This window comes from Sphingosinicella soli, from assembly GCF_014199685.1.
Classification (GTDB): Bacteria; Pseudomonadota; Alphaproteobacteria; order Sphingomonadales; family Sphingomonadaceae; genus Sphingosinicella; species Sphingosinicella soli.
On record NZ_JACHNZ010000033.1, the window covers coordinates 21,091 to 40,037 of the forward strand.

Here is an 18,947-nt window from a genome sequence, read left to right on the forward strand (position 1 = left end):
TCCGTATCGCTACTGGTTCATCGCCGCGAAGAAATCGTCGTTGGTCTTGGAATCCTTCATCTTGTCGAGAAGGAATTCCATCGCATCGATCGTACCCATCTGCATGAGGATGCGGCGCAGCACCCACATTTTCGAAAGCTTGTCCTTCTCGACAAGCAGTTCTTCCTTGCGGGTGCCCGACTTGCCGACATCGATCGACGGGAAGATGCGCTTGTCGCTGACCTTGCGGTCGAGCACGATTTCGGAGTTTCCGGTGCCCTTGAACTCTTCGAAGATCACCTCATCCATGCGGCTGCCGGTATCGATGAGCGCGGTTGCGATGATCGAGAGCGAACCGCCTTCCTCGATGTTGCGCGCGGCGCCGAAGAAGCGCTTGGGGCGCTGCAATGCGTTCGCGTCGACACCGCCGGTCAGCACCTTGCCCGACGAGGGCACCACGGTGTTGTAGGCACGGCCCAGACGCGTGATCGAATCTAGAAGGATCACGACGTCCTTCTTGTGCTCGACCAGGCGCTTTGCCTTTTCTATAACCATTTCAGCAACTTGAACATGGCGTGTCGCCGGTTCGTCGAAGGTGGAGGAAACGACCTCACCCTTCACGCTGCGCTGCATGTCGGTGACTTCCTCGGGGCGCTCGTCGATCAGCAGTACGATGAGGAAGACTTCAGGATGATTGTCGGTGATCGCCTTGGCGATGTTCTGCAGAAGCACGGTCTTGCCGGTGCGCGGCGGCGCGACGATGAGTGCGCGCTGGCCCTTGCCCTGCGGCGCGATGATATCGATGACGCGCGCCGACTTGTCTTTCAGCGTCGGGTCGAGCGTGTCGAGCGTCAGCTTCTCGTCGGGATAGAGCGGTGTCAGATTGTCGAAATTGACACGGTGACGAACCTGATCGGGATCGTCGAAATTGATGAGCGACAGCTTGGTCAGCGCGAAATAGCGTTCGCCATCCTTGGGGCCGCGAATGTCGCCGTCGACGGTGTCGCCGGTGCGCAGGCCGAACTTGCGGACCTGATTGGGCGACACGTAGATGTCGTCGGGTCCGGCAAGATAGTTCGCTTCGGGCGAGCGCAGAAAGCCGAAGCCATCGGGCAGCACCTCGATGGTGCCGCTGCCCATGATCTGTTCGTCGTTGTCGGCAAGCGCCTTCAGGATCGAGAACAGGATATCCTGCTTGCGCATGGTGGACGCGCCCTCGACGCCAAGCTCTTCGGCCATGGCAACGAGGTCGGCGGGGGTTTTTTTCTTGAGGTCTTTAAGGTGCATGACCATCGGCAGGCCTTCGGTAAATCAGGTGAATCGGCGCAGGGGAGAGACATCGGAAATCGAAACATGGCCCCGCGCGGGCGCCTCAGGACGAGGACTTGAGCCCCGACTTAGGAAGCGCTTAACCGGAAGTCAAGCGGATCAGAACGGTCGCAGCACCGCCAGCAGCACGGCGACGATCACAACCAGGCTGGGGATCTCGTTCAGCATGCGCAGGCCGCGTTCGCTCACCGGCCGCGCGCCGCGCGCCATCCGCTTCGAAACGCCGACGATCCAGCCGTGGAAACCCGAAAACAGGAACACCACGGCGATCTTCCACCACAGCCAGCCGTTGCCCGCAAAGCCCAGATTGAACGCGAGCGCGAGCCCGAGCGCCCACACCACCACCATCGCAGGATTGACGATGATCCTGCGCAGTCGATCGATGCGCGTGTTCCACAGCGCCTCCTCCGGCGATCCCGGAGCGGTCGGGTGCTGATAAACCAGATAGCGCGGCAGCATGAACATGCCCGCCATCCAGAAGATCACGAAAACCAGATGAAAGGCCCGCACCCAGAGATGCGCGCCGCCGAGCCATCCGACCCAGCTTTCCATCTAGAGCGGCTTCCGGATCGCGGCGAGCGCCGCCTCGACGTGCGCGATCGGGGTTTCCTTGTCGATGCCGTGGCCCAGATTAAAGATATGCGGCCGCCCGGAAAGCGCTTCGCGGATACGCCGAACGGCCGAAGGCAGCGCCTCACCGCCCGCGAGCAGCAGCATCGGATCGAGATTGCCCTGCACCGGAAGCCCCTTGGGCAATGCGGCGTCGGCCCAGACCGGGTCCACGGTTTCATCGAGGCCGACGGCATCGACACCTGTTTCCCGGGCATAACGGGGAAGATTTCCACCCGCGCCCTTGGGAAAGCCGATGATCGGCGTTTCCGGGCAGCGCGCCTTCAAACGCTCAACGATCGTTCGCGTCGGGGCGATCACCCAGCGTTCGAATTCCTGCGGCGCGAGACTGCCCGACCAGCTGTCGAAAATCTGCACGGCGTGAACGCCCGCCGCGATCTGCCCGGCCAGATACTCCACCGTAACATCCACGATCGCGTCGATAAGCGCGGAAAAGCGTTCAGGCTCCCGGTAGGCCATCAGCCGCGCCGCCGCCTGATCGCGGCTGCCTTCGCCCGCAACCATATATGTCGCGACTGTCCACGGCGCGCCCGCAAAGCCCAGGAAGCCGGTTTCTGCGGGAAGCGCCGCTGCGACCTTCCCGACCGTCTCGTAGATCGCGGCGAGGTGCTTCGGCGCCGCCTGCAGGCTCTCCAGTCGCGCACCGGCAAGCGGCGGCGCGAGCCGGGGGCCTTCGCCTGCCGTGAACGTCAGCGCCTGACCCATCGCGTGGGGAACGATCAATATGTCCGAAAACAGGATCGCCCCGTCGAAACCGAAGCGCCGGATCGGCTGCAACGTGATTTCCGCCGCTGCGTCGCTATCGTAAACAAGGTTGAGAAATCCGCCCTTTTCGGCACGCAGCGCCCGATATTCGGGAAGATAGCGCCCAGCCTGACGCATGAACCATACCGGAGGCACTGCTCGCTCTTCTCCGTTCAACACTGCAAGCAAGGACGGAAACCCCATATCTCTCTCTATGAATAAATAAAGAATGGATTCAGATGAATGTTGGGCTGGGGATAACGGGGTTTCCCGTGAAGTCCACAGGCAAGCATGACGCAGCCACACGAAGCGGCCTGCCGATTTGCGGCACCGGCTTCGACTTATCCACCGGATTCACAGGAACGGTTTGCAATTGTCCACCTGGGGATGATTTGCCGGCGCGGGTCTCCGGCGGGGTGAACGACCATCCGCTTGCCCGTCATCCCCAGACTCCTTAAGCGAGTCGTCCGGGGGCTTATCCACAACCACGGCGGGGGAGGCGATACTTGCGGCTGCACTTGCATCTTGTCTCCGATTCGACCGGCGAAACGCTTGAATCGGTTGCAAAAGCCGGTCTCGCCCAGTTCGAAGACGTCGAGACGATCAAGCATTTCTGGCCGCTCGTCCGCTCCAAGGGGCACCTCGAACGTGTGCTCATGGATATCGCCAAGCGTCCGGGTCTCGTGCTCTTCACGCTCGTCAGCGTCGAGATGCGCGGACACCTGGAGGCGCGCTGCCGCACCATGGGCCTGCCGGCGGTTGGCGTGCTCGATCCGGTGATCGAAGGTCTGCAGACCGTGCTCGGGCAGCGCGCCGCCGCGCGGCCGGGTCATCAGCACCAGATGGACGATGCGTATTTCCGGCGCGTCGCGGCGATCGACTACACGATGAACCACGACGACGGGCAAGGCGCGGACAATTGGGAGGAAGCCGATATCCTGCTGATCGGCGTCTCGCGTTCGTCCAAGACGCCGACCTCGATCTATCTCGCCAACAGGGGCTTCAAGACCGCGAATCTGCCCCTGGTGCCGACCAGCCGCCCGCCCGAACAGCTGTTCCGCCTCACAAAACCGATGGTCGTGGGGCTTACCACGAACCCCGACCGGCTCGTGCAGGTGCGGCGCAACCGTCTGCTCAGTCTCGCGCAGGCGCCCGAGACGTCTTATGTCGATATGGACGAGGTCACGAAGGAGGTCGCGGCGGCGCGGCGGCTGTGCGCCGACAACGGCTGGCCGGTGATCGATGTCTCGCGCCGCTCGATCGAGGAGACGGCGGCGGCGATCATCAATCTCTACAACGAGCGCGCGGAGGCGCGCGCGAACGGATCGGCGGCATGACGTCACTGGTTCTGGCATCGACCAGCGCATCGCGGCAGGCGATGCTGACGGCGGCGGGCGTGCCGTTCGAGGCGCTGCCGCCGATGGTCGACGAGGCCGAACTGAAGCGCGCGCTTCTCGCAGGCGGCGCGGACGCGCGCGGGATTGCCGATGCGCTTGCCGAAGCGAAGGCCGTGAAGATTTCGCGCAAGCTCCCCGGCGCGCTGGTCCTCGGCAGCGACTCGGTCGTCGCGCTCGACGACGGCACGCTGATCGACAAGGCGCCCGACCGCGAAACGCTAGCCGCGCAGCTCGGAATGCTGCGCGGGCGCACACACCGCCTGATATCTGCCGCCGTGGTGGCGGAAAGCGGAAGCCCCGTCTGGCGCTTCGTGGGCGTCGCAAAGCTCACGATGCGCGATTTTTCGGATGCCTTTCTCGAGACGTATCTGGACGCCTGCGGCGACATCCTGCTCGGTTCGGTCGGCGGCTATCACATCGAGGCGCGCGGCGCGCAGTTGTTCGCGCGCGTGGACGGAGACCAGTTCACGATCCGCGGCCTGCCGCTGCTCGCGGTGCTCGACTATCTGCGGGTGCGGGGAGTGATGCCGAAATGAGCGCGCCCTACGCGGAGGTGATCGGCGACCCGATCAGCCATTCCAAATCCCCCACCATCCACAAATTCTGGCTGGACCGGCTCGGCATCGCCGCCGACTATCGCCGGGCCCACGTGAAGCCCGAAGCGCTTGCCGACTATATCGAAAGCCGCCGGAGCGATCCGGACTGGCGCGGCTGCAATGTCACGATCCCGCACAAGATCGCGGTGATGCACCATGTTGCCGATCCCGGCGCCGTGCGCGCGAGCATCGGCGCGATGAACACGGTCGCGCGGGCCGAAGACGGCGCGCTGTTCGGCACCAATACCGACGCGGGCGGCTTCTTCGCGCCCATTGCCGGGCTCGATCTTGAAGGTCGGCCGGTCGCCGTCATCGGTGCGGGGGGCGCGGCGCGCGCCGTGCTCTTCGCCTTGTCGAAAGCGAATGTCGGCCCGGTCACCGTGCTCAATCGCAGCCCGCTCAAGGCGATGGGGCTTCTCGCGACGTTCGGGCTTCAGGGGTCGGCCAGGCCGCTCGATGCGCGACTGCCCGAAGCCGCGCTGCTGGTGAACGCGAGCGCGCTCGGCATGACGGGCCAGCCGCCGCTCGATCTCGACCTTTCGCCGCTCGCCGATGACGCCGTCGTCTACGACATCGTTTACAGCCCGCTCGAAACGGCGCTGCTGCGCGCAGCCGATGCGCGCGGCCTTGCCACGGTGGACGGGCTGGAAATGCTGATCGGCCAGGCCGCGATCGCGTTTTCGCTGTTTTTCGGCGCAGCGCCGCCCGAAGACTGCGAGGACGAACTGAAGGCGCTGCTCGCGCAATGATCATGCTTGGTCTGACCGGCTCGATCGGCATGGGCAAGTCGACGGTCGCGGCGATGTTGCGGCGCGCGGGGGTGCCCGTCTTCGATGCCGATGCCGAGGTGCACCGGTTGCAGCGCCCGGGCGGGGAGGCGCTGACGCCGATCGAGGCGGCCTTTCCGGGAACGACCGGCCCCGGCGGGCTGGATCGCGCAAAGCTCGGCGCCGCCGTATTCGGCAATGCCGAAGCCCGCCGACGTCTCGAAGCGATCGTCCACCCCATGGTGCGGCAGGCGCAGCAGGCTTTTCTGGCGGCGGCGCGGGAAAACCGCACCGCGATCGCGGCGCTCGATATTCCGCTGCTGTTCGAAGGCGGCAGCCATGCGCTGGTGGATGCCACGATCGTCGTGTCCGCGCCCGCGCATGTGCAGCGCCGCCGCGTGCTGGCGCGGGCGGGAATGACGCCCGAAAAGTTCGAATCGATCCTCGCAACCCAGATGCGCGACCGCGAAAAACGCCGCCGCGCGGATTTCGTGATCGACACCGGCCGAAGCCTGCGCGTAACCCGCGCAGAAATCCGTCATCTCGTCTCTTGTCTCCGGCGCCATGGAGTCCGATATTGCAAGTCATGCGTGAGGTCATCTTCGACACCGAGACGACCGGTCTCGACCCGTCGGACGGGCATCGCATCTGCGAGATCGGCTGCGTCGAGCTTGTCGGCCGCATCGAGACGGGGCGCACGTTTCACGCGTACATAAACCCCTGCCGCCCGATGCCCGCCGAGGCGGAGGCGGTGCACGGTCTTTCCGATGCTTTCCTCGCCGACAAGCCCGCTTTTGCGGCGGTTGCGGCGGAGTTTGTCGCATTCGTCGGCGATGCGCGCCTCGTCGCGCACAACGCCGAATTCGATCGCCGCTTCCTCAACTGGGAACTGCGCAACTGCGGCCACGACCAGATTCCGATCGAGCGCGTCGACGACACGCTGACGATGGCGCGGAAGAAGTTCCCCGGCGCGAAGCATTCGCTCGATGCGCTCTGCTCCCGTTTCGGCATCGATCTTACGGCGCGCGACAAGCACGGCGCGCTGCTCGATGCGCAGCTTCTTTCGCGGGTTTACGTGGAGCTTATGGGCGGCCGGCAGATCGGCATGTCGCTTGCGCAGCAGGGCGCGCACGAGGAAACGGTTGCGATCCGCGTGGAACGCAGCTACGTGGCGCCGCGTCCGCACGCCGCGACGCCCGCAGAGCTGGCGCGGCACGCTGCTTTCCTCAAGCTCCTGAAGTCTCCGCTGTGGGAGCAAACGGGCCCGGTTTGAGCCCTATCGATGCGGGATGCGCGGGTACGCGGATCTCGTGAAGACGTTTACCGCCATCGCCCGGCACCCCGGCGGGCGAGGCCAAGAAGAAAGGATGGGCCGAAATGGATATCCGCGTTTCCGGTCAGCAGATGGATGTCGGCGCTTCGCTGACGACGCATATCGAAACCAGTCTGGATGCGATGGTGCAGAAGTACGGCGTGCGCGCCACCGGCGCGAACGTCACGCTGAAGCCCGGCCCGCACGACCAGGGCTTTGTCTGCGATATCCTGATGCAGCTGACGCAGGGCCTGGTGCTGAAAGCATCGGACCGGTCGATGAACACCGCGCAGCTCGCCTTTGACGGCGCCTGCGAGAAGGTCGACAAGCAGATGCGCCGCTACAAGCGCAGGCTTGAGGATCACCACCGGCTGAACGGCGTGAAGGATATCGCCTTCGATGCCGAATACCGCGTTCTGCGTTCGGCCGACGAAGCCGTCGAAGAGACCGAAGAGAGCGTCGACAATCCACTCATCGTTGCCGAAACGCGCGTCGACATTCCCGAAGCCAGCGTGTCCGACGCCGTGATGATGCTCGATCTGCGGCACACCGGCGCGCTGATGTTCCGCAACAGCCGGACGGGCGCCTACAACATGGTGTATCGCCGCGAAGACGGAAACATCGGCTGGGTCGAACCGCCCGTCGCCTGATCGGAGAATCGTTAAGGGCCCTTACAGACGGCCCGGGATATACTGCAGCCATGTTCGATCTCGTCACACCGCGAACGGTCCACACGGGGCTTCGCGCCGGAAACAAGAAAGCACTGCTCCAGCAGCTCGCCGCGCTTGCGGCCCCCGTGGTGGGCGTGCCGGAGGGGCGGCTCATGGAAGTGCTGCTTGAACGCGAACGACTCGGCTCCACCGGGCTCGGCGGCGGTGTCGCCGTGCCGCACGCGCGGCTTCCCGAACTCAAGAGCGTTCAGGGCCTATTCGCCAAGCTCGATCCGGCGATCGATTTCGATGCGATCGATCGTCAGCCCGTGGATCTCGTTTTCATGCTGCTCGCGCCCGAGGATGCCGGCGCCGATCATCTGAAGGCGCTTGCGCAGATCAGCCGGCTGTTCCGCGATCGCCGCCTCGTCGATAAATTGCGCGGCACCAACAATAGCGATGCTCTTTACGCGCTTTTAAGTGGAGTAGGGCATAGCGAAGCAGCATGAGCATCGAAGGCATCCAGGCTGAAGGCAAAGCGGCGCGTCTCGCGGGCCGTCGTCAGGTCGTGTTCAAGGGTGAAATTCGCCTCATCGACCGCCAGTTCGGGTGCATCGTACGCGACATTTCCACAAGCGGCGCGCGCATCGCGTGCAAGCAGATGCTGGCCAAGGGGACGGCGCTGCACCTGTTTCTGCCCAAATACGGCACGTTTCCCTGCCTCGTCGCCTGGGCCGACCAGGGCCTGATGGGCCTTGTCTTCGTCGATGGCGATTCGGGCGGCTTGCAGCGGCTTGGTGACAAGGCGCGCATGCTGGGCCTGCTCGATGCCAAGCCCGACCAGCCTGGACACGCCCTCGCCGCCGGTGCCTGATCGGCGCCATGCGAATCAAAACGGAATTCTGGGTCGGTGCGCTTCGCCGCCGCGTCGAAGCTGCGGGCGGGTTCGCCACCATCATTGCAAAGGGCGAGCCCGATTCGGGCGCCGTGCTGCTGATTCTGCGTGAACCCGGCGGGCTGACGACGCTTTCCCGGGTCAACACGGGGGACGGCAAGGTCTCATGGCAGCCCATCTTCGAAAATCGCGAGGAACGCGATCCGGCTGCACAACAGGCACTCGAAAAACGCAGGAAATTCGATCCTGATTTATGGATCGTTGAACTGGATGTCGAAAATCCGGGGCGCTTTATCGACAAAGATTAACAAAAACTTGACTCCTGACTGTCGAGAGGGCAATCCGCGCCTCGAATTTATTGCGCGTCATCCCGATCGGGCAGACGCTGATGTTGAACTTCCGGCGCTGGCGGCTTTGTTTTCCGCCCTTCTGCTCCTTTTTCGAGCGGCCCGGACAACGAGCGGACCCTCACATGTCGAAATCCATACGGGGCATCAGCCTCGTCGCGTCATGCGCGGCGATGATCGCGATGGTGTGGCCCAGCGCCTCCCCGGTCGCGGGCGATGTCATCGTCAGCAATCTCGATCGGGCGTCGTTCACGCTGAGCGTGCCGATGGCGGCGCCTCAGGGGCTGCCGTTTTCTCCCATTCGTATCGAAAACGAACTCGATGTGGATCAGACGCCGCGCGCGAGCGAAGCCCTGGTCCTGCAACAGGCCGAACCGACGCTCGATCTCGCCGCTCTGGTGGCTGACGTTGCCGATATGCACCGCAGCGAACTCGATGACGACATGCGCTGCCTGGCGAGTGCGATCTATTATGAAGCGCGCGGCGAATCGCTGGAAGGCCAGCTCGCCGTCGCGCAGGTCATCCTGAACCGCGCCGAGAACGATCGCTGGCCCGACGACATCTGCGGTGTCGTTTACCAGAGCGGGCAATTCTCTTTCACCTTCGACGGCAAGCCCGATATTCCGGCCGTGAAGGGCCCGGCATGGAAGCGCGCGGAAGCGATCGCCATCATCGCGGTGGGACAGGGCTGGCAGGACGTTACCGACAAGGCGACGTTCTTTCACGCGACGTACGTGAAACCCGGCTGGCGGCGCGTCAAGGAGGAGACCCGTCGCATCGGCGGCCACGTCTTCTACCGCTAGGCGGCTTTCGTTCCCCTGTTGTTCCCGCTATCGTGCGACGCATGAATTCCGCCGCGCTTTCCGAATCGCCGATGGTTGCCTGCGATGTGGTGCGCGGCGTTTGCCGCATGTTCCACCACCTCGGGCTGGCCGCGCTTTCCGAAGTGCCGCTGCGCAACGGCCGCCGCGCCGATGTCTATGCGATCGATGCGAAGGGCGAGATCGTCATCTGCGAGGTGAAGGTTTCGCTCGCTGATCTGCGCGGCGACATGAAGTGGCCGGATTATCTGGATTTCTGCGACCGTTTCTTCTGGGCGGTGCCGCCGCACATTCCGGCGGCGATCCTCGATGAAGCGCCGTTCCGGCCGGAGATCAGCGGCGTGATCGTTGCGGATCGTTTCGACGCGGCGATCCTGCGCATGGCGCCGACCAGTCCGCTGCCTGCGGCGCGGCGCCGAACCGAAACCCTGCGCTTCGGCCGGCTCGCCGCGAGCCGCCTGCAGCGCTCGGCGGATCCGTTCTTCGGCGAAATCTCCTAACGCGGCGAGCGCTTGGAGAGGATGCGCTGCAGCGTCCGCCGGTGCATCTTCAGCCGCCTCGCCGTTTCCGACACGTTCCGGTCGCACAGCTCGAAGACGCGCTGGATATGCTCCCACTTCACGCGGTCGGCCGACATCGGTTCCTCGGGCGGCGCGGGCCTCGCTTCACCCGGCGCGAGCAGCGCGTTCAATATGGCGTCGGGGTCGGCGGGCTTGGGCAGATAGTCGACCGCGCCCGCCTTCACCGCAGCAACGGCGGTCGCGAGATTGCCGTACCCGGTCAGCATCACGATGCGGATGCCGGGCCGCAGCGCGCGAAGCTCGCCGACGAGATCGAGCCCGTTGCCGTCCTCAAGGCGCATGTCGAGCACGGCGTAGGCCGGTTTAAGCTCTGCGGCGATGCCGCGCGCCTCGGCGATGCCCGATGCGGCCGCGACCGTGTAGCCGCGGCGTTCGAGCGTCAGGCTGAGCCGCTGGCGAAACGCATTGTCGTCGTCGACAAGCAGCAGCGTGCGATCAGCAGAGGGCGCAGCGTCGATTTCGCTTTCGGTCATGTCTGTCCTTCCGTTCCTGCCGCGATATAGGCCATCGGCCAGACAATTTCGACCACCGCGCCGCCCCCTGCGGCATTACGGAACGAAAGCCGCCCGCCGGTGCGCTCGATCAGCGTGGTCGCGATGAAGATACCGAGCCCGGTTCCGCCGCGCGCCGATCGCGAAGGGCCGAGGTAGGGTTCGCCCAGATGCGGCAGCAGGTCGGGCGGGAAGCCGTCGCCGTCGTCTGCGATCTCCAGCGTCACGGTGTCGCGCTCTGCCACGGCGGTGATCCGAACCTCGCTCTCGGCGTGGCGAAAAGCGTTGTCGGCAAGGTTCAGAAGCCCGTGCAGAAGCTCGGGCGTGCGTGCCACCACGGTTGCCGGGGCCTCGACCGTCACGCGCTTGCCGCTCGCTTCGAAGGGCTGCGCCACCTCGTGCAGCAGCACGCGCAGCGGCAGATGCGGAAACGGCGCGTCCACCTCGGCGCGCCGCGCGAGGTCGGTCATGATATCGCGGCAGCGCTTGGCCTCGCGGTCCAGCAGCGCCACGTCCTCCCCGAAGTCGGGATCGCCGCCCAGGCTTTCCGCAAGGTCGCGCGCGACGAGGCTGATCGTGCCGAGCGGACCGCCGAGTTCGTGCGCCGACGCGGCGGCGAGCGCGCCGAGCGCCGACATCTTGGTCTCGCGCTCCAGCACGGTCTGCGTGATGACGAGCGCCTGCTGCCATCGGCGCGCGTCGAGTGATACGCGCAGTACATAGATCGCCAGAAACACGACGGTGAAGCCGAGCGCGACGAGGCTGGCGAGCATGTAGATCGGCGGCAGCACGGGCGGTGGACCGGCCCACGGCAGCGGCAGCGACCACTGCCACAGCACGCCGAGCGTTGCCGTCGCGATCAGGATCAGCGCTACCGTGGCGCGCGCGCTGAGCAGCGTTGCGGAAATCGTGACCGGCGCGACGAGCAGCACGCTGAACGGGTTGGCGAGCCCGCCGGTCAGATACAGAAGCACGCCCAGCTGCAGCAGATCGAACGCCAGGTGCAGCAGCGCCTCCACGCCGACGAGCCGCGCGGTGGGCGCGTAGAGCGTCGAAAGCCCGATGTTGAGCAGCGCGGAGGCGAGGATCGCCGCGCCCGCCGCCGCAAGCGGCACCTCGAAGCCGAGCAGCAGGTGAACGACGAGAAACGCGATCGACTGGCCCGCGATCGCCATCCAGCGGATGGTGACGAGCGTGCGGACGCGGACACCGGCGGTGCCGAGCGCCGTGGGAAGCGGCGTCTGCTGGAGCGATTGCGGCTGCGGCACGCCGCGCCCCGTCAGTTTCCGGGGTTCGGCAGCGACAGCACGGTCGCGGGCTTCGCCTCGCCGGCTTTCGCCTTGTTGTCGTTGTCCTTGAACATGCGCGTGATCGCAGCGGCGCGGCGGTCGCGTTCGGCATAGTCACGCGCCGACATTCCGGCGACGTGGTCGGCCAGATCGGGATTCGCGCCCGCGCTCAGCAGCTCGCGCACGACCATGGCGTTGCGCTGCTGCACGGCCACGACCAGCGGGCTTTCGCCCCGGCTGTTGAGCGCGTTCACGTCCGCCTTGCGCTGGACCAGCACCTGGATGCCGTCGATGTAGCCGAGCTGCGCGGCGATATGCACCGGCGCGTTGCCGTTCTTGTCGCGCACGTTCACGCTGGCGCCGTTGGCGATCAGGAAGTTCATCCACGGCACGTCGCGGCGCCGTGTCACCATGTGCAGCGCCATTTCGCCGCTGTCGTTGTCGCGCATGTCGAGCAGCGTCGATCCGGGCTGGTCGATGAAGGATTTCACTTTCAGCACGTCGCCGTCCTTCACCGCCTTGAAGAAATTGTAGCGGTCGGAAAACTGGGCGGCGGCCGGCGCGGCGAGCGACAGCGCGGCGAAGGTCATGAAAAGAGCGGCAAGATTACGCAGGCTGGGCATGTGATGCGGATCCGAATTGTCCCCGGGGGCAAAGCTGGTCTATAGGCCGGACAAGCTGAATATGAAACAACCGCGTCGCCTTTCCTTCTCCCGCATCGCGCTGCTGCTGGCGGCTGCCATCGCGCTTGTCGCGGTGTTCGCGTGGCTTGCCGCGTCGAAACCGGCCGCTCCGGGCAGTGAGGAGCCGCCGCTTGCGGGCGCCCCCATCGGCGGCGACTTCGCGCTGACCGATCAGGACGGCGGACGCGTCACCAACGACAGCCTGAAGGGCCGCTACCGCCTCGTCTATTTCGGCTACAGCTTCTGCCCGGACGTTTGCCCGGTGGACGTGCAGCGGATGGCGCAGGGCCTGAAAAGTTTCGAAGCCGAAAATCCTGCCGCCGCCGCGCGCGTGCAGCCGGTTTTCGTTACGGTCGATCCGGATCGCGACACCGTTGCCGTGCTCAAGGAGTTCGTGGCGGCCTTCCATCCCCGGCTCATCGGGCTCACCGGAACGACCGCCGAGATCGATGCCGCGAAGCGCACCTACCGTGTCTACGCCGCGAAGGGGGAAGGCACCGATTCGGAGAATTATCTGATGGATCACAGCGCCTTCGTCTATCTGATGGACCCCGACGGCAAGCCGATCACCTATTTCGAGCGCGACGACGACGCGGCGATGATCGCGGCGGGCTTGGCGAAATGGGTACGCTGACGCCCCGCTTCTGGGAAACGAAACGGCTCGAAGAGATGTCGCGCGAGGAGTGGGAATCGCTCTGCGACGGCTGCGGCAAGTGCTGCCTGCACAAGCTCGAGGATGAAGACACCGGCGATCTGGTGCCCACCAACGTCGCCTGCCGCCTTCTCGATCGGCGTACGGGGCTCTGCTCCGACTATCGCAACCGCCGCGCGCATGTTCCCGAATGCGTGCGGCTGACCCCGGCGAAGGTGCGGACCATCGATTGGCTTCCCTCCACCTGCGCGTACCGTCTTCTCGAATATGGCGAGCCGCTGCCGCAGTGGCACCCGCTCATCACGGGCGACCCGGAAAGCGTGAAGCGCGCCGGCGAATCGGTGAGCGGATGGACGGTTTCGGAGGATGAAGCCGGTCCGCTCGAACATCACATGCTGGACCGCGCATTGTGAGCCTGGCGTTTCTGCGGCGCACGCTGTCGCGGCAACCGGCACTGCCGGAAATCGTGGAGGTGGACGGCCGCACCGTGCCGCTTCGGGTGCGCGTCAGCCCCCGCGCCCGGCGCATGACGCTTCGCGCCGATGCCGCGCTCGGCTGTATCGGCCTCACCCTGCCCCACGGCGTTTCACAGCGCCGCGCCGCCGCCTTCCTTGATAGCCAGAAGCCTTGGATAGAGGCGTGCACGCGCAAATGGCCCTCGCCCCGGCCGTTCGAACCCGGCGGCGGCATCCCGTACGGCGATATCGAGCTGCGGATCGAATGGCGGGAGGATCTTCCGCGCACGGCGCGGCTGGAAGACGGCGTGCTCTATGTCGGCGGGCCCGCCGATGCGCTGGGTCGCCGCGTTGAAACCTGGCTGCGGCGCGAGGCGCAGCGTCTGCTCGGCGAAGATTGCACCGCGCTTGCAGCCGAGATCGGCCTGCCACCGCCGCCCGTGCGGCTGGGGGATACGACCGGCCGTTGGGGAAGCTGCAGCAGTCGCGGCGGGCTGGCGTTCAGCTGGCGGCTGGTGATGGCGCCTGAATACGTCCGCCGCGCTGTCGCTGCGCATGAAGTGGCGCACATCGTCCATCACAATCACGGCCCGGAATTCCACGCTTTGTGCAGCCGCTTGTCGGGCGCCACAGCGCGCAAGGCGACGCGCTGGCTCGCGGTGCACGGCGCCGCGCTACATTGGATCGGGCGCCGCTGAAGGTTCCGTGGCCGGCGCGGCTTCTTCCAGCCACGCATTGTCGAGCGCCTGCCGGCGTTCGCCCGGCAGCGGATTGCCGTCGCCGTCAACCGGCACTTCCACGGCCCCCTGATAGTCCGGTCCGCCGCGATAATATTCGTCGGGATAGCCCGCGATCGTGCCGTCCAGGCCGTAAACCTCCGCATCGGGTTCGCTCAGCGCATCGTCGATCTGGATGTTGCTGTTCAGCGCGACGACCGGCATGCCCTTGGTGGCCACGCGCATGAACGCCGCGAAGGCGCGCGCGGGCGCGGTGCCGCCCTGGAGCCCGCCGACGCGCTTGTTGTCGTCGCGGCCCATCCACACGCCCGCCGTAAGATCGCCGGTGAAGCCCACGAAATAGCCGTCCTTGTTGGAACTGGTCGTGCCGGTCTTGCCGGCCATCGGCCGCCCGATCTGCGCCTGCCGCCCGGTGCCGGTCTCGACTGCGGCCTGCAGAAGGTTGGTCATGTTGGCGGCGACCCAGGGTGCGACGAGGACGCGCGGATTTTCCGCCTCGCGCTCATAGAGCTTGCGCCCGCGCGCGGTTTCGATTCCCGTCACGGCATAGGGGCGGACCTCCATTCCGCCGCGCGCCACGGCGGCATAGGCGGAGGTCATGTCGATCAGGCGAACCGTGGAGGCGCCGAGCGCCATTGCGGGTTGGCGGCTGATCGGCGTCGAGATGCCGAAGCGCCGCGCCATGTCGGCAACCGAATCATAGCCGACGCGCGCGGCGAGCTGCACCGCGACCGTATTGATGGAGAGCGCGAAGGCCTGCCGAACCGTCACCTCGCCCGCGAAGCGCCCGTTCGAATTGCGCGGGCTCCAGCCGCCGATCCGGACGGGCTCGTCGACAACCAGATCGTCGGGAAGCACGCCGCTTTCGATCGCCGCGAGATAGACGAACAGCTTGAACGCCGAACCGGGCTGCCGCTCCGCGATCGTCGCGCGATTATAAAGCGATTCAACATAGTCCTTGCCGCCCACCATCGCGCGCACCGCCCCGTTGTGCGACAGCGCGACGAGCGCGCCCTGCGCGCCTGCGGGCGTCTGCGATCGCACGGAGTCTTCCGCCGCCTTCTGCATCGAAGACAATAATGTCGTGCGCACGACGAGCGGCTCGACCGTCTCGTCGGTCAGAATGTCGAGCTGCGACATCACCCAGTCGGTGAAATAGCGCACATTGTTCTGCCGGGCCTGCGGCGCGAAGCTGATGTTCTTCAGATCCGCCTGCGCGGCGGCGAGATCGGGCAGCGGTTTGGCCTGGTGGATCACCGACAGCACGACGGCCGCCCGCGCCCGCGCGCGTTCCGGATCGGACGAGGGCGCATAGCGCGACGGCGCCTTGACAAGACCCGCGATGATCGCCGCTTCAGGCAGGCTCAGCGTCTTCGCGCTGTGGCCGTAGAAGCGCCGGCTGGCGGCATCGATGCCGTAGGCGCCGCCGCCGAAATAGACGCGGTTCAGGTACAGTTCGAGGATCTGTTCCTTGCTGAACTTGCGCTCGATGGCGAGCGCGAGCAGGCCTTCCTTCGCCTTGCGTGTCCACGTGCGGTTGTTGTTGAGAAAGATGTTGCGCGCGAGCTGCTGCGTGATCGTGGAGGTCGCCTTCAGCCGGTCGCCGGTCTTCGCGCTCACGAAAATCGCGCGCGCGATGCCGATCGGGTCGATCCCCGGATGCCAGCGGAAGCGGCGGTCTTCCACCGCCAGCATCGCATCGGTCATCACCTCCGGAATCTCGTCATAGGTCAGCCACTGGCCGTAGGACGGGCCCACCGAAACGAGCACGGCGCCGTCCGCCGAAAGCACGCGGATCGACTGGCCGTTGGGCGACCGCATCATGTCGTCGAACGAGGGCAGCGACGACATCTGAATGCCCACCGCGATCGCCAGAATGACGAGCAGGAGGGTTCCGAACGCGAGCGAGATCTTCAATGTGGATTTAAGAATGCGGCCCAAGGCGTGCGTATCCGTTACCGGTCCCCGTGCGCCGTGTATGCGCCAATCGCGGCGGCAACAAGGCCCGTTCGACGAAGCGACCACCCGCGCCGATCGCTTCCGGCAGGGCGGGCGCGGGCCGGAAAAGTTAATACTTGGTTAATTACTTGGACGCGACTGTTTTTCATTACGAGTACGCAAGAGTCATAAGTAAAGAATGGCTTAATCTGTTCGACAATGAAATAATTCACCATATTGTTTCCGCTATCGATTACACTGCAGTTGCTCATGAAACACGAAATCATCATCTTGCCCTCGGTTTCGGCAACCGCGACGTTCGCGCAGCAGGAAAGATGGCTTCTGGCGGCGCTTCTGGCGGCGGCGGCGGCGGTATTCCTGCTGACGTTCTTTGCGATGCAGCCTTTCGTCGCCGAGCGGATCGCAGGCGAAATGCGGACTGATGACGGGTTTTCCGGAACGCCCGCCTTCGACATCGATGCGGCGCTTTCCGATCTCATGGATACGGAACCCGTAGACCTGGCTGCAAGCGCCGCGCTGCCGCCCGCCGATGTCTTCGCCGAAGCGAAAGGGCCGCCCCTCAATCTTCTGGCACAGGTCCAGAAGCCGCGCGTCGTCGTTGCCGAAGCCGCGCCGGTTCCCGCCCCCCTCGTGCTTACCGAGGAAGAGCAGATGGTCGTGGACACGAACGCCGAACGCCGCGAGGTGAAGCTCGCGCTGGAACGGCTGTTCGTGCGTACGGAAAACGGCGACACCGGGCTTGCGGCGGCGGTGATCGTGCAGCCTTTGCTGCGCCGCGCCGAGCAGGCGGCCGGGCAGCTCGATGTCTACGGCGATGCGCTGCTGCTTTCCGAAGGATCGCTCATGAAGCAGGTGGCCTACGCCGGCTTCCAGGCCAGCCGCGCTGCGGTGATGATGGATATCGAACGCGCCGAAGCAATTCTGGGCTGAATCGCATTTTGGCTGAGGCGAACGGCGCTTCAAATCCCCTCACATTTTGCCGCGCGATCCTCTAAAGCGGTGCCATGAGGACGAACCGCCCGGCAGCCCGGGTTTGACCGAAAAGGCGGACGAAGGGACGCGCGACGCCGATACGGCTGCGCTCGCCAAGGGCGGACGCACGAATTTCTTCGGGTTCGTGCTCCGGCTGCTGGCGCGTCTGCCGTTCCTGTTCATTGCCGGGCAGCTCTACGGCGCCGAGGCGCTCGGCCGCTTCGCGTACGCCACGATGATCGTGGAATTGATGGCGGCGCTCGCCACCATCGGCCTCAAGCGCGGCCTTGCCAGGGAACTCAGCAAGGGCGATCGCCCGGAAAGCCACGTCGTCGGCGATGGGCTGGTGCTTGCCTGGATGCTGTCGCTGATCGGTGCGCTCATCATGATCGCGCTGCCGCAGATCGTCTTCCCCAACAGCAAGATCTCCGGGCTGGATCGCATTTTCCCGCTCACCGCGATGTTCATCGTCGGCTCGGATGTCGCGCTGGCGGCGCTTGCTTACCGGCACCGGGTCGGCGCGACCGTAACGGCGCGCTCGATCGTGGAGCCCTGGGTGCTCACGATCTTCGCCGCAGCGCTCGCGATGATCCCGGAATGGAAGCCGGATGCGATGATCATCGCCTACGCCGTGTCGCTCGGCGCGGCGTTCGTCGCCTCCATCATACCGTGCGTGCGCCTGTTCGGTCTGCCCCGCGGCTGGCGACCGCATCCCGTCCGCCTGTTCCGCATGATGCGGGAAAACCTTCCGATCGCGGGCGCCGACGCCATCGAATGGGCGTCGCGGCGTATCGATCTGCTGATCCTCGGCCAGTTCGCGACGCCTGCGGTGCTCGGCATTTATTATGTCGCGCAGCAGGTCGTCACGCTGCCGCAGAAGCTGAAGGTGACGTTCGATCCGATCCTCGCACCTGTCATCACCAATGGCCTCAAGCAGGCGAACAACGCCGTCATCGCCGGGCATCTCCGCCAGGTCGGTTTCTGGATTCTCGCCGCGCAGATCGGCATCGCGCTGTCGCTCGGCATGACCGGGGAGGCCGTGCTCGATCTCGTCGGCGAAGGCTTCGGCGACGGCACGATGATCCTCAACCTGCTGCTGCTCGCCGAGATCGCCTATGTCACCGGCGCCGTTGCGGAAACCTGCCTCGTCTATACGGCGCGGCATCGCAATCTGATGCTGTCGGTGGCGACGCTTGCCGTGCAGGTCGGCCTCACGCTGGCGTTGATTCCGCTGTTCCGCATTCTGTTTCCGTCGGATTCGCCCAACGCCGCGGTGAACGGCATCGCCCCCGCCGCTGCGCTGCTCGTGTCGGCGCTGTTCGCGACCGTCGTGAAATCGCGTCTGCTGCGCATCACGCTCGGCGAGCCCGTTTCCGGCTGGCGCTGGCCGATGCTTCTGGCGGCGGGCGCCGCCTTTGCGGTGGGCATTCTCGTGCAGCATTATCTGGACACGTACTGGGAACTCGTACTCGGGCTCCCGGCGATCCTCGCCACGTACGGCATCGTGCTCTGGTATCGCGGTTTCCAGGAAGAAGACCGGCTGCTGTTCGCGGGACGCAACAAGCCGCTCTAGGCGCTGTCTGCATTCATTTTATCCAGATCATCGCGCAAGCGAGATGGACGAATCCCATGAATGCGGTGAGGGTTTTCTCGCAGCGGAG

22 protein-coding genes and 1 pseudogene are annotated in these 18,947 nt (G+C 65.3%); 16 read left to right on the forward strand and 7 right to left on the reverse strand.

Going from position 1 to position 18,947, the window contains the following annotated elements:
* Positions 1–9: 9 nt before the first annotated feature.
* The 3 genes from rho to hemE form a co-directional block, all read right to left on the reverse strand.
* Positions 10–1,266 carry a transcription termination factor Rho gene (gene rho / locus GGQ98_RS13425; RefSeq protein WP_184070391.1) on the reverse strand — a complete coding sequence of 419 codons (1,257 nt, stop codon included), beginning with the start codon at positions 1,264–1,266 and terminating at the stop codon, positions 10–12.
* 141 nt (positions 1,267–1,407) lie between these two features.
* Entirely contained in the window at positions 1,408–1,860 is a 453-nt protein-coding gene (locus GGQ98_RS13430) for a CopD family protein (protein WP_184070353.1), read from the reverse strand.
* Positions 1,861–2,886, reverse strand: coding sequence for a uroporphyrinogen decarboxylase (gene hemE / locus GGQ98_RS13435; RefSeq protein ID WP_184070355.1), 1,026 nt, complete (start codon positions 2,884–2,886; stop codon positions 1,861–1,863).
* 302 nt (positions 2,887–3,188) lie between these two features.
* Between hemE and GGQ98_RS13440 the strand changes: the two genes are divergently transcribed.
* From GGQ98_RS13440 to GGQ98_RS13490, 11 genes and pseudogenes are all read left to right on the forward strand, one after another.
* Positions 3,189–4,019, forward strand: a complete 831-nt coding sequence (locus GGQ98_RS13440) for a pyruvate, water dikinase regulatory protein (protein ID WP_184070357.1) — start codon at positions 3,189–3,191, stop codon at positions 4,017–4,019.
* On the forward strand, positions 4,016–4,615 hold the full coding sequence (locus GGQ98_RS13445; RefSeq protein ID WP_184070359.1) for a Maf family protein: 600 nt from the start codon (positions 4,016–4,018) through the stop codon (positions 4,613–4,615). Before GGQ98_RS13440 ends, GGQ98_RS13445 begins: the two co-directional genes overlap by 4 nt.
* Positions 4,612–5,424 (forward strand): shikimate dehydrogenase family protein, encoded by an 813-nt coding sequence (locus GGQ98_RS13450; protein WP_184070361.1) that lies wholly within the window; start codon positions 4,612–4,614, stop codon positions 5,422–5,424. The genes GGQ98_RS13445 and GGQ98_RS13450 overlap by 4 nt, the downstream gene beginning before the upstream one ends.
* A pseudogene (gene coaE / locus GGQ98_RS18455) lies at positions 5,421–5,999 on the forward strand (dephospho-CoA kinase); the annotation flags it as partial. The gene GGQ98_RS13450 and the pseudogene coaE, both read left to right, overlap by 4 nt.
* Before the next feature lie 29 nt (positions 6,000–6,028).
* A complete protein-coding gene (gene dnaQ, locus GGQ98_RS13460) occupies positions 6,029–6,715 on the forward strand; it encodes a DNA polymerase III subunit epsilon (RefSeq protein ID WP_207791410.1) in 687 nt (228 codons plus the stop codon).
* Positions 6,716–6,819: 104 nt separating this feature from the next.
* The gene (hpf, locus tag GGQ98_RS13465) at positions 6,820–7,404 is read left to right on the forward strand and encodes a ribosome hibernation-promoting factor, HPF/YfiA family (protein WP_184070365.1); all 585 of its coding nucleotides are present in this window, start codon (positions 6,820–6,822) and stop codon (positions 7,402–7,404) included.
* A 50-nt stretch (positions 7,405–7,454) separates the two neighbouring features.
* On the forward strand, positions 7,455–7,913 hold the full coding sequence (locus GGQ98_RS13470) for a PTS sugar transporter subunit IIA (RefSeq protein ID WP_184070368.1): 459 nt from the start codon (positions 7,455–7,457) through the stop codon (positions 7,911–7,913).
* Positions 7,910–8,278, forward strand: coding sequence for a PilZ domain-containing protein (locus GGQ98_RS13475; RefSeq protein WP_184070370.1), 369 nt, complete (start codon positions 7,910–7,912; stop codon positions 8,276–8,278). Before GGQ98_RS13470 ends, GGQ98_RS13475 begins: the two co-directional genes overlap by 4 nt.
* Before the next feature lie 8 nt (positions 8,279–8,286).
* Positions 8,287–8,607, forward strand: a complete 321-nt coding sequence (locus tag GGQ98_RS13480; protein WP_184070371.1) for a DUF1491 family protein — start codon at positions 8,287–8,289, stop codon at positions 8,605–8,607.
* A 164-nt stretch (positions 8,608–8,771) separates the two neighbouring features.
* Positions 8,772–9,449 carry a cell wall hydrolase gene (locus tag GGQ98_RS13485; RefSeq protein WP_184070373.1) on the forward strand — a complete coding sequence of 226 codons (678 nt, stop codon included), beginning with the start codon at positions 8,772–8,774 and terminating at the stop codon, positions 9,447–9,449.
* Between the two features lie 41 nt (positions 9,450–9,490).
* The gene (locus tag GGQ98_RS13490) at positions 9,491–9,967 is read left to right on the forward strand and encodes an MmcB family DNA repair protein (RefSeq protein ID WP_184070375.1); all 477 of its coding nucleotides are present in this window, start codon (positions 9,491–9,493) and stop codon (positions 9,965–9,967) included.
* On the opposite strand, the gene GGQ98_RS13495 is transcribed toward GGQ98_RS13490, so the two are convergent.
* From GGQ98_RS13495 to GGQ98_RS13505, 3 genes are read right to left on the reverse strand one after another with little or no spacing between them, the layout of a single operon-like run.
* Positions 9,964–10,521, reverse strand: coding sequence for an ActR/PrrA/RegA family redox response regulator transcription factor (locus GGQ98_RS13495; RefSeq protein WP_184070377.1), 558 nt, complete (start codon positions 10,519–10,521; stop codon positions 9,964–9,966). The genes GGQ98_RS13490 and GGQ98_RS13495 overlap by 4 nt on opposite strands.
* Positions 10,518–11,807, reverse strand: a complete 1,290-nt coding sequence (locus GGQ98_RS13500) for an ActS/PrrB/RegB family redox-sensitive histidine kinase (protein WP_341534216.1) — start codon at positions 11,805–11,807, stop codon at positions 10,518–10,520. Before GGQ98_RS13500 ends, GGQ98_RS13495 begins: the two co-directional genes overlap by 4 nt.
* Before the next feature lie 11 nt (positions 11,808–11,818).
* A complete protein-coding gene (locus GGQ98_RS13505; RefSeq protein ID WP_184070379.1) occupies positions 11,819–12,451 on the reverse strand; it encodes an ankyrin repeat domain-containing protein in 633 nt (210 codons plus the stop codon).
* A gap of 61 nt (positions 12,452–12,512) precedes the next feature.
* Between GGQ98_RS13505 and GGQ98_RS13510 the strand changes: the two genes are divergently transcribed.
* The 3 genes from GGQ98_RS13510 to GGQ98_RS13520 are packed head-to-tail and all read left to right on the forward strand — an operon-like array spanning position 12,513 to position 14,316.
* Positions 12,513–13,145: an SCO family protein gene (locus GGQ98_RS13510; protein WP_184070381.1), complete on the forward strand. Its 633-nt coding sequence runs from the start codon at positions 12,513–12,515 to the stop codon at positions 13,143–13,145.
* On the forward strand, positions 13,133–13,576 hold the full coding sequence (locus GGQ98_RS13515; protein WP_184070383.1) for a YcgN family cysteine cluster protein: 444 nt from the start codon (positions 13,133–13,135) through the stop codon (positions 13,574–13,576). The genes GGQ98_RS13510 and GGQ98_RS13515 overlap by 13 nt, the downstream gene beginning before the upstream one ends.
* Positions 13,573–14,316: a YgjP-like metallopeptidase domain-containing protein gene (locus tag GGQ98_RS13520; RefSeq protein ID WP_184070385.1), complete on the forward strand. Its 744-nt coding sequence runs from the start codon at positions 13,573–13,575 to the stop codon at positions 14,314–14,316. Before GGQ98_RS13515 ends, GGQ98_RS13520 begins: the two co-directional genes overlap by 4 nt.
* Here the strand turns inward: GGQ98_RS13520 and GGQ98_RS13525 are convergent.
* The gene (locus tag GGQ98_RS13525) at positions 14,293–16,206 is read right to left on the reverse strand and encodes a transglycosylase domain-containing protein (protein ID WP_184070395.1); all 1,914 of its coding nucleotides are present in this window, start codon (positions 16,204–16,206) and stop codon (positions 14,293–14,295) included. The two genes, GGQ98_RS13520 and GGQ98_RS13525, sit on opposite strands and share 24 nt — an antisense overlap.
* 357 nt (positions 16,207–16,563) lie before the next feature.
* Here GGQ98_RS13525 and GGQ98_RS13530 point away from each other — a divergent pair, with 357 nt between their 5' ends.
* Complete coding sequence (locus GGQ98_RS13530) at positions 16,564–17,244, forward strand: hypothetical protein (RefSeq protein ID WP_184070387.1); 681 nt, start codon at positions 16,564–16,566, stop codon at positions 17,242–17,244.
* Between the two features lie 103 nt (positions 17,245–17,347).
* The gene (locus GGQ98_RS13535; protein WP_184070389.1) at positions 17,348–18,859 is read left to right on the forward strand and encodes a lipopolysaccharide biosynthesis protein; all 1,512 of its coding nucleotides are present in this window, start codon (positions 17,348–17,350) and stop codon (positions 18,857–18,859) included.
* Positions 18,860–18,947 lie beyond the last annotated feature (88 nt).

What these genes read in the sequence shown, in the direction of transcription:
- GGQ98_RS13530 (WP_184070387.1), top strand. Translation starts at nt 16,564, where the DNA reads ATGAAACACGAAATCATCATCTTGCCCTCGGTTTCGGCAACCGCGACG.
- hpf (WP_184070365.1), top strand. Translation starts at nt 6,820, where the DNA reads ATGGATATCCGCGTTTCCGGTCAGCAGATGGATGTCGGCGCTTCGCTG.
- GGQ98_RS13475 (WP_184070370.1), top strand. Translation starts at nt 7,910, where the DNA reads ATGAGCATCGAAGGCATCCAGGCTGAAGGCAAAGCGGCGCGTCTCGCG.
- GGQ98_RS13515 (WP_184070383.1), top strand. Translation starts at nt 13,133, where the DNA reads ATGGGTACGCTGACGCCCCGCTTCTGGGAAACGAAACGGCTCGAAGAG.
- GGQ98_RS13510 (WP_184070381.1), top strand. Translation starts at nt 12,513, where the DNA reads ATGAAACAACCGCGTCGCCTTTCCTTCTCCCGCATCGCGCTGCTGCTG.
- GGQ98_RS13480 (WP_184070371.1), top strand. Translation starts at nt 8,287, where the DNA reads ATGCGAATCAAAACGGAATTCTGGGTCGGTGCGCTTCGCCGCCGCGTC.
- GGQ98_RS13445 (WP_184070359.1), top strand. Translation starts at nt 4,016, where the DNA reads ATGACGTCACTGGTTCTGGCATCGACCAGCGCATCGCGGCAGGCGATG.
- dnaQ (WP_207791410.1), top strand. Translation starts at nt 6,029, where the DNA reads ATGCGTGAGGTCATCTTCGACACCGAGACGACCGGTCTCGACCCGTCG.
- GGQ98_RS13430 (WP_184070353.1), bottom strand. Translation starts at nt 1,860, where the DNA reads ATGGAAAGCTGGGTCGGATGGCTCGGCGGCGCGCATCTCTGGGTGCGG.
- GGQ98_RS13505 (WP_184070379.1), bottom strand. Translation starts at nt 12,451, where the DNA reads ATGCCCAGCCTGCGTAATCTTGCCGCTCTTTTCATGACCTTCGCCGCG.
- GGQ98_RS13495 (WP_184070377.1), bottom strand. Translation starts at nt 10,521, where the DNA reads ATGACCGAAAGCGAAATCGACGCTGCGCCCTCTGCTGATCGCACGCTG.
- GGQ98_RS13525 (WP_184070395.1), bottom strand. Translation starts at nt 16,206, where the DNA reads ATGTCGTCGCTGCCCTCGTTCGACGACATGATGCGGTCGCCCAACGGC.
- GGQ98_RS13485 (WP_184070373.1), top strand. Translation starts at nt 8,772, where the DNA reads ATGTCGAAATCCATACGGGGCATCAGCCTCGTCGCGTCATGCGCGGCG.
- hemE (WP_184070355.1), bottom strand. Translation starts at nt 2,886, where the DNA reads ATGGGGTTTCCGTCCTTGCTTGCAGTGTTGAACGGAGAAGAGCGAGCA.
- GGQ98_RS13450 (WP_184070361.1), top strand. Translation starts at nt 4,612, where the DNA reads ATGAGCGCGCCCTACGCGGAGGTGATCGGCGACCCGATCAGCCATTCC.
- rho (WP_184070391.1), bottom strand. Translation starts at nt 1,266, where the DNA reads ATGCACCTTAAAGACCTCAAGAAAAAAACCCCCGCCGACCTCGTTGCC.
- GGQ98_RS13470 (WP_184070368.1), top strand. Translation starts at nt 7,455, where the DNA reads ATGTTCGATCTCGTCACACCGCGAACGGTCCACACGGGGCTTCGCGCC.
- GGQ98_RS13490 (WP_184070375.1), top strand. Translation starts at nt 9,491, where the DNA reads ATGAATTCCGCCGCGCTTTCCGAATCGCCGATGGTTGCCTGCGATGTG.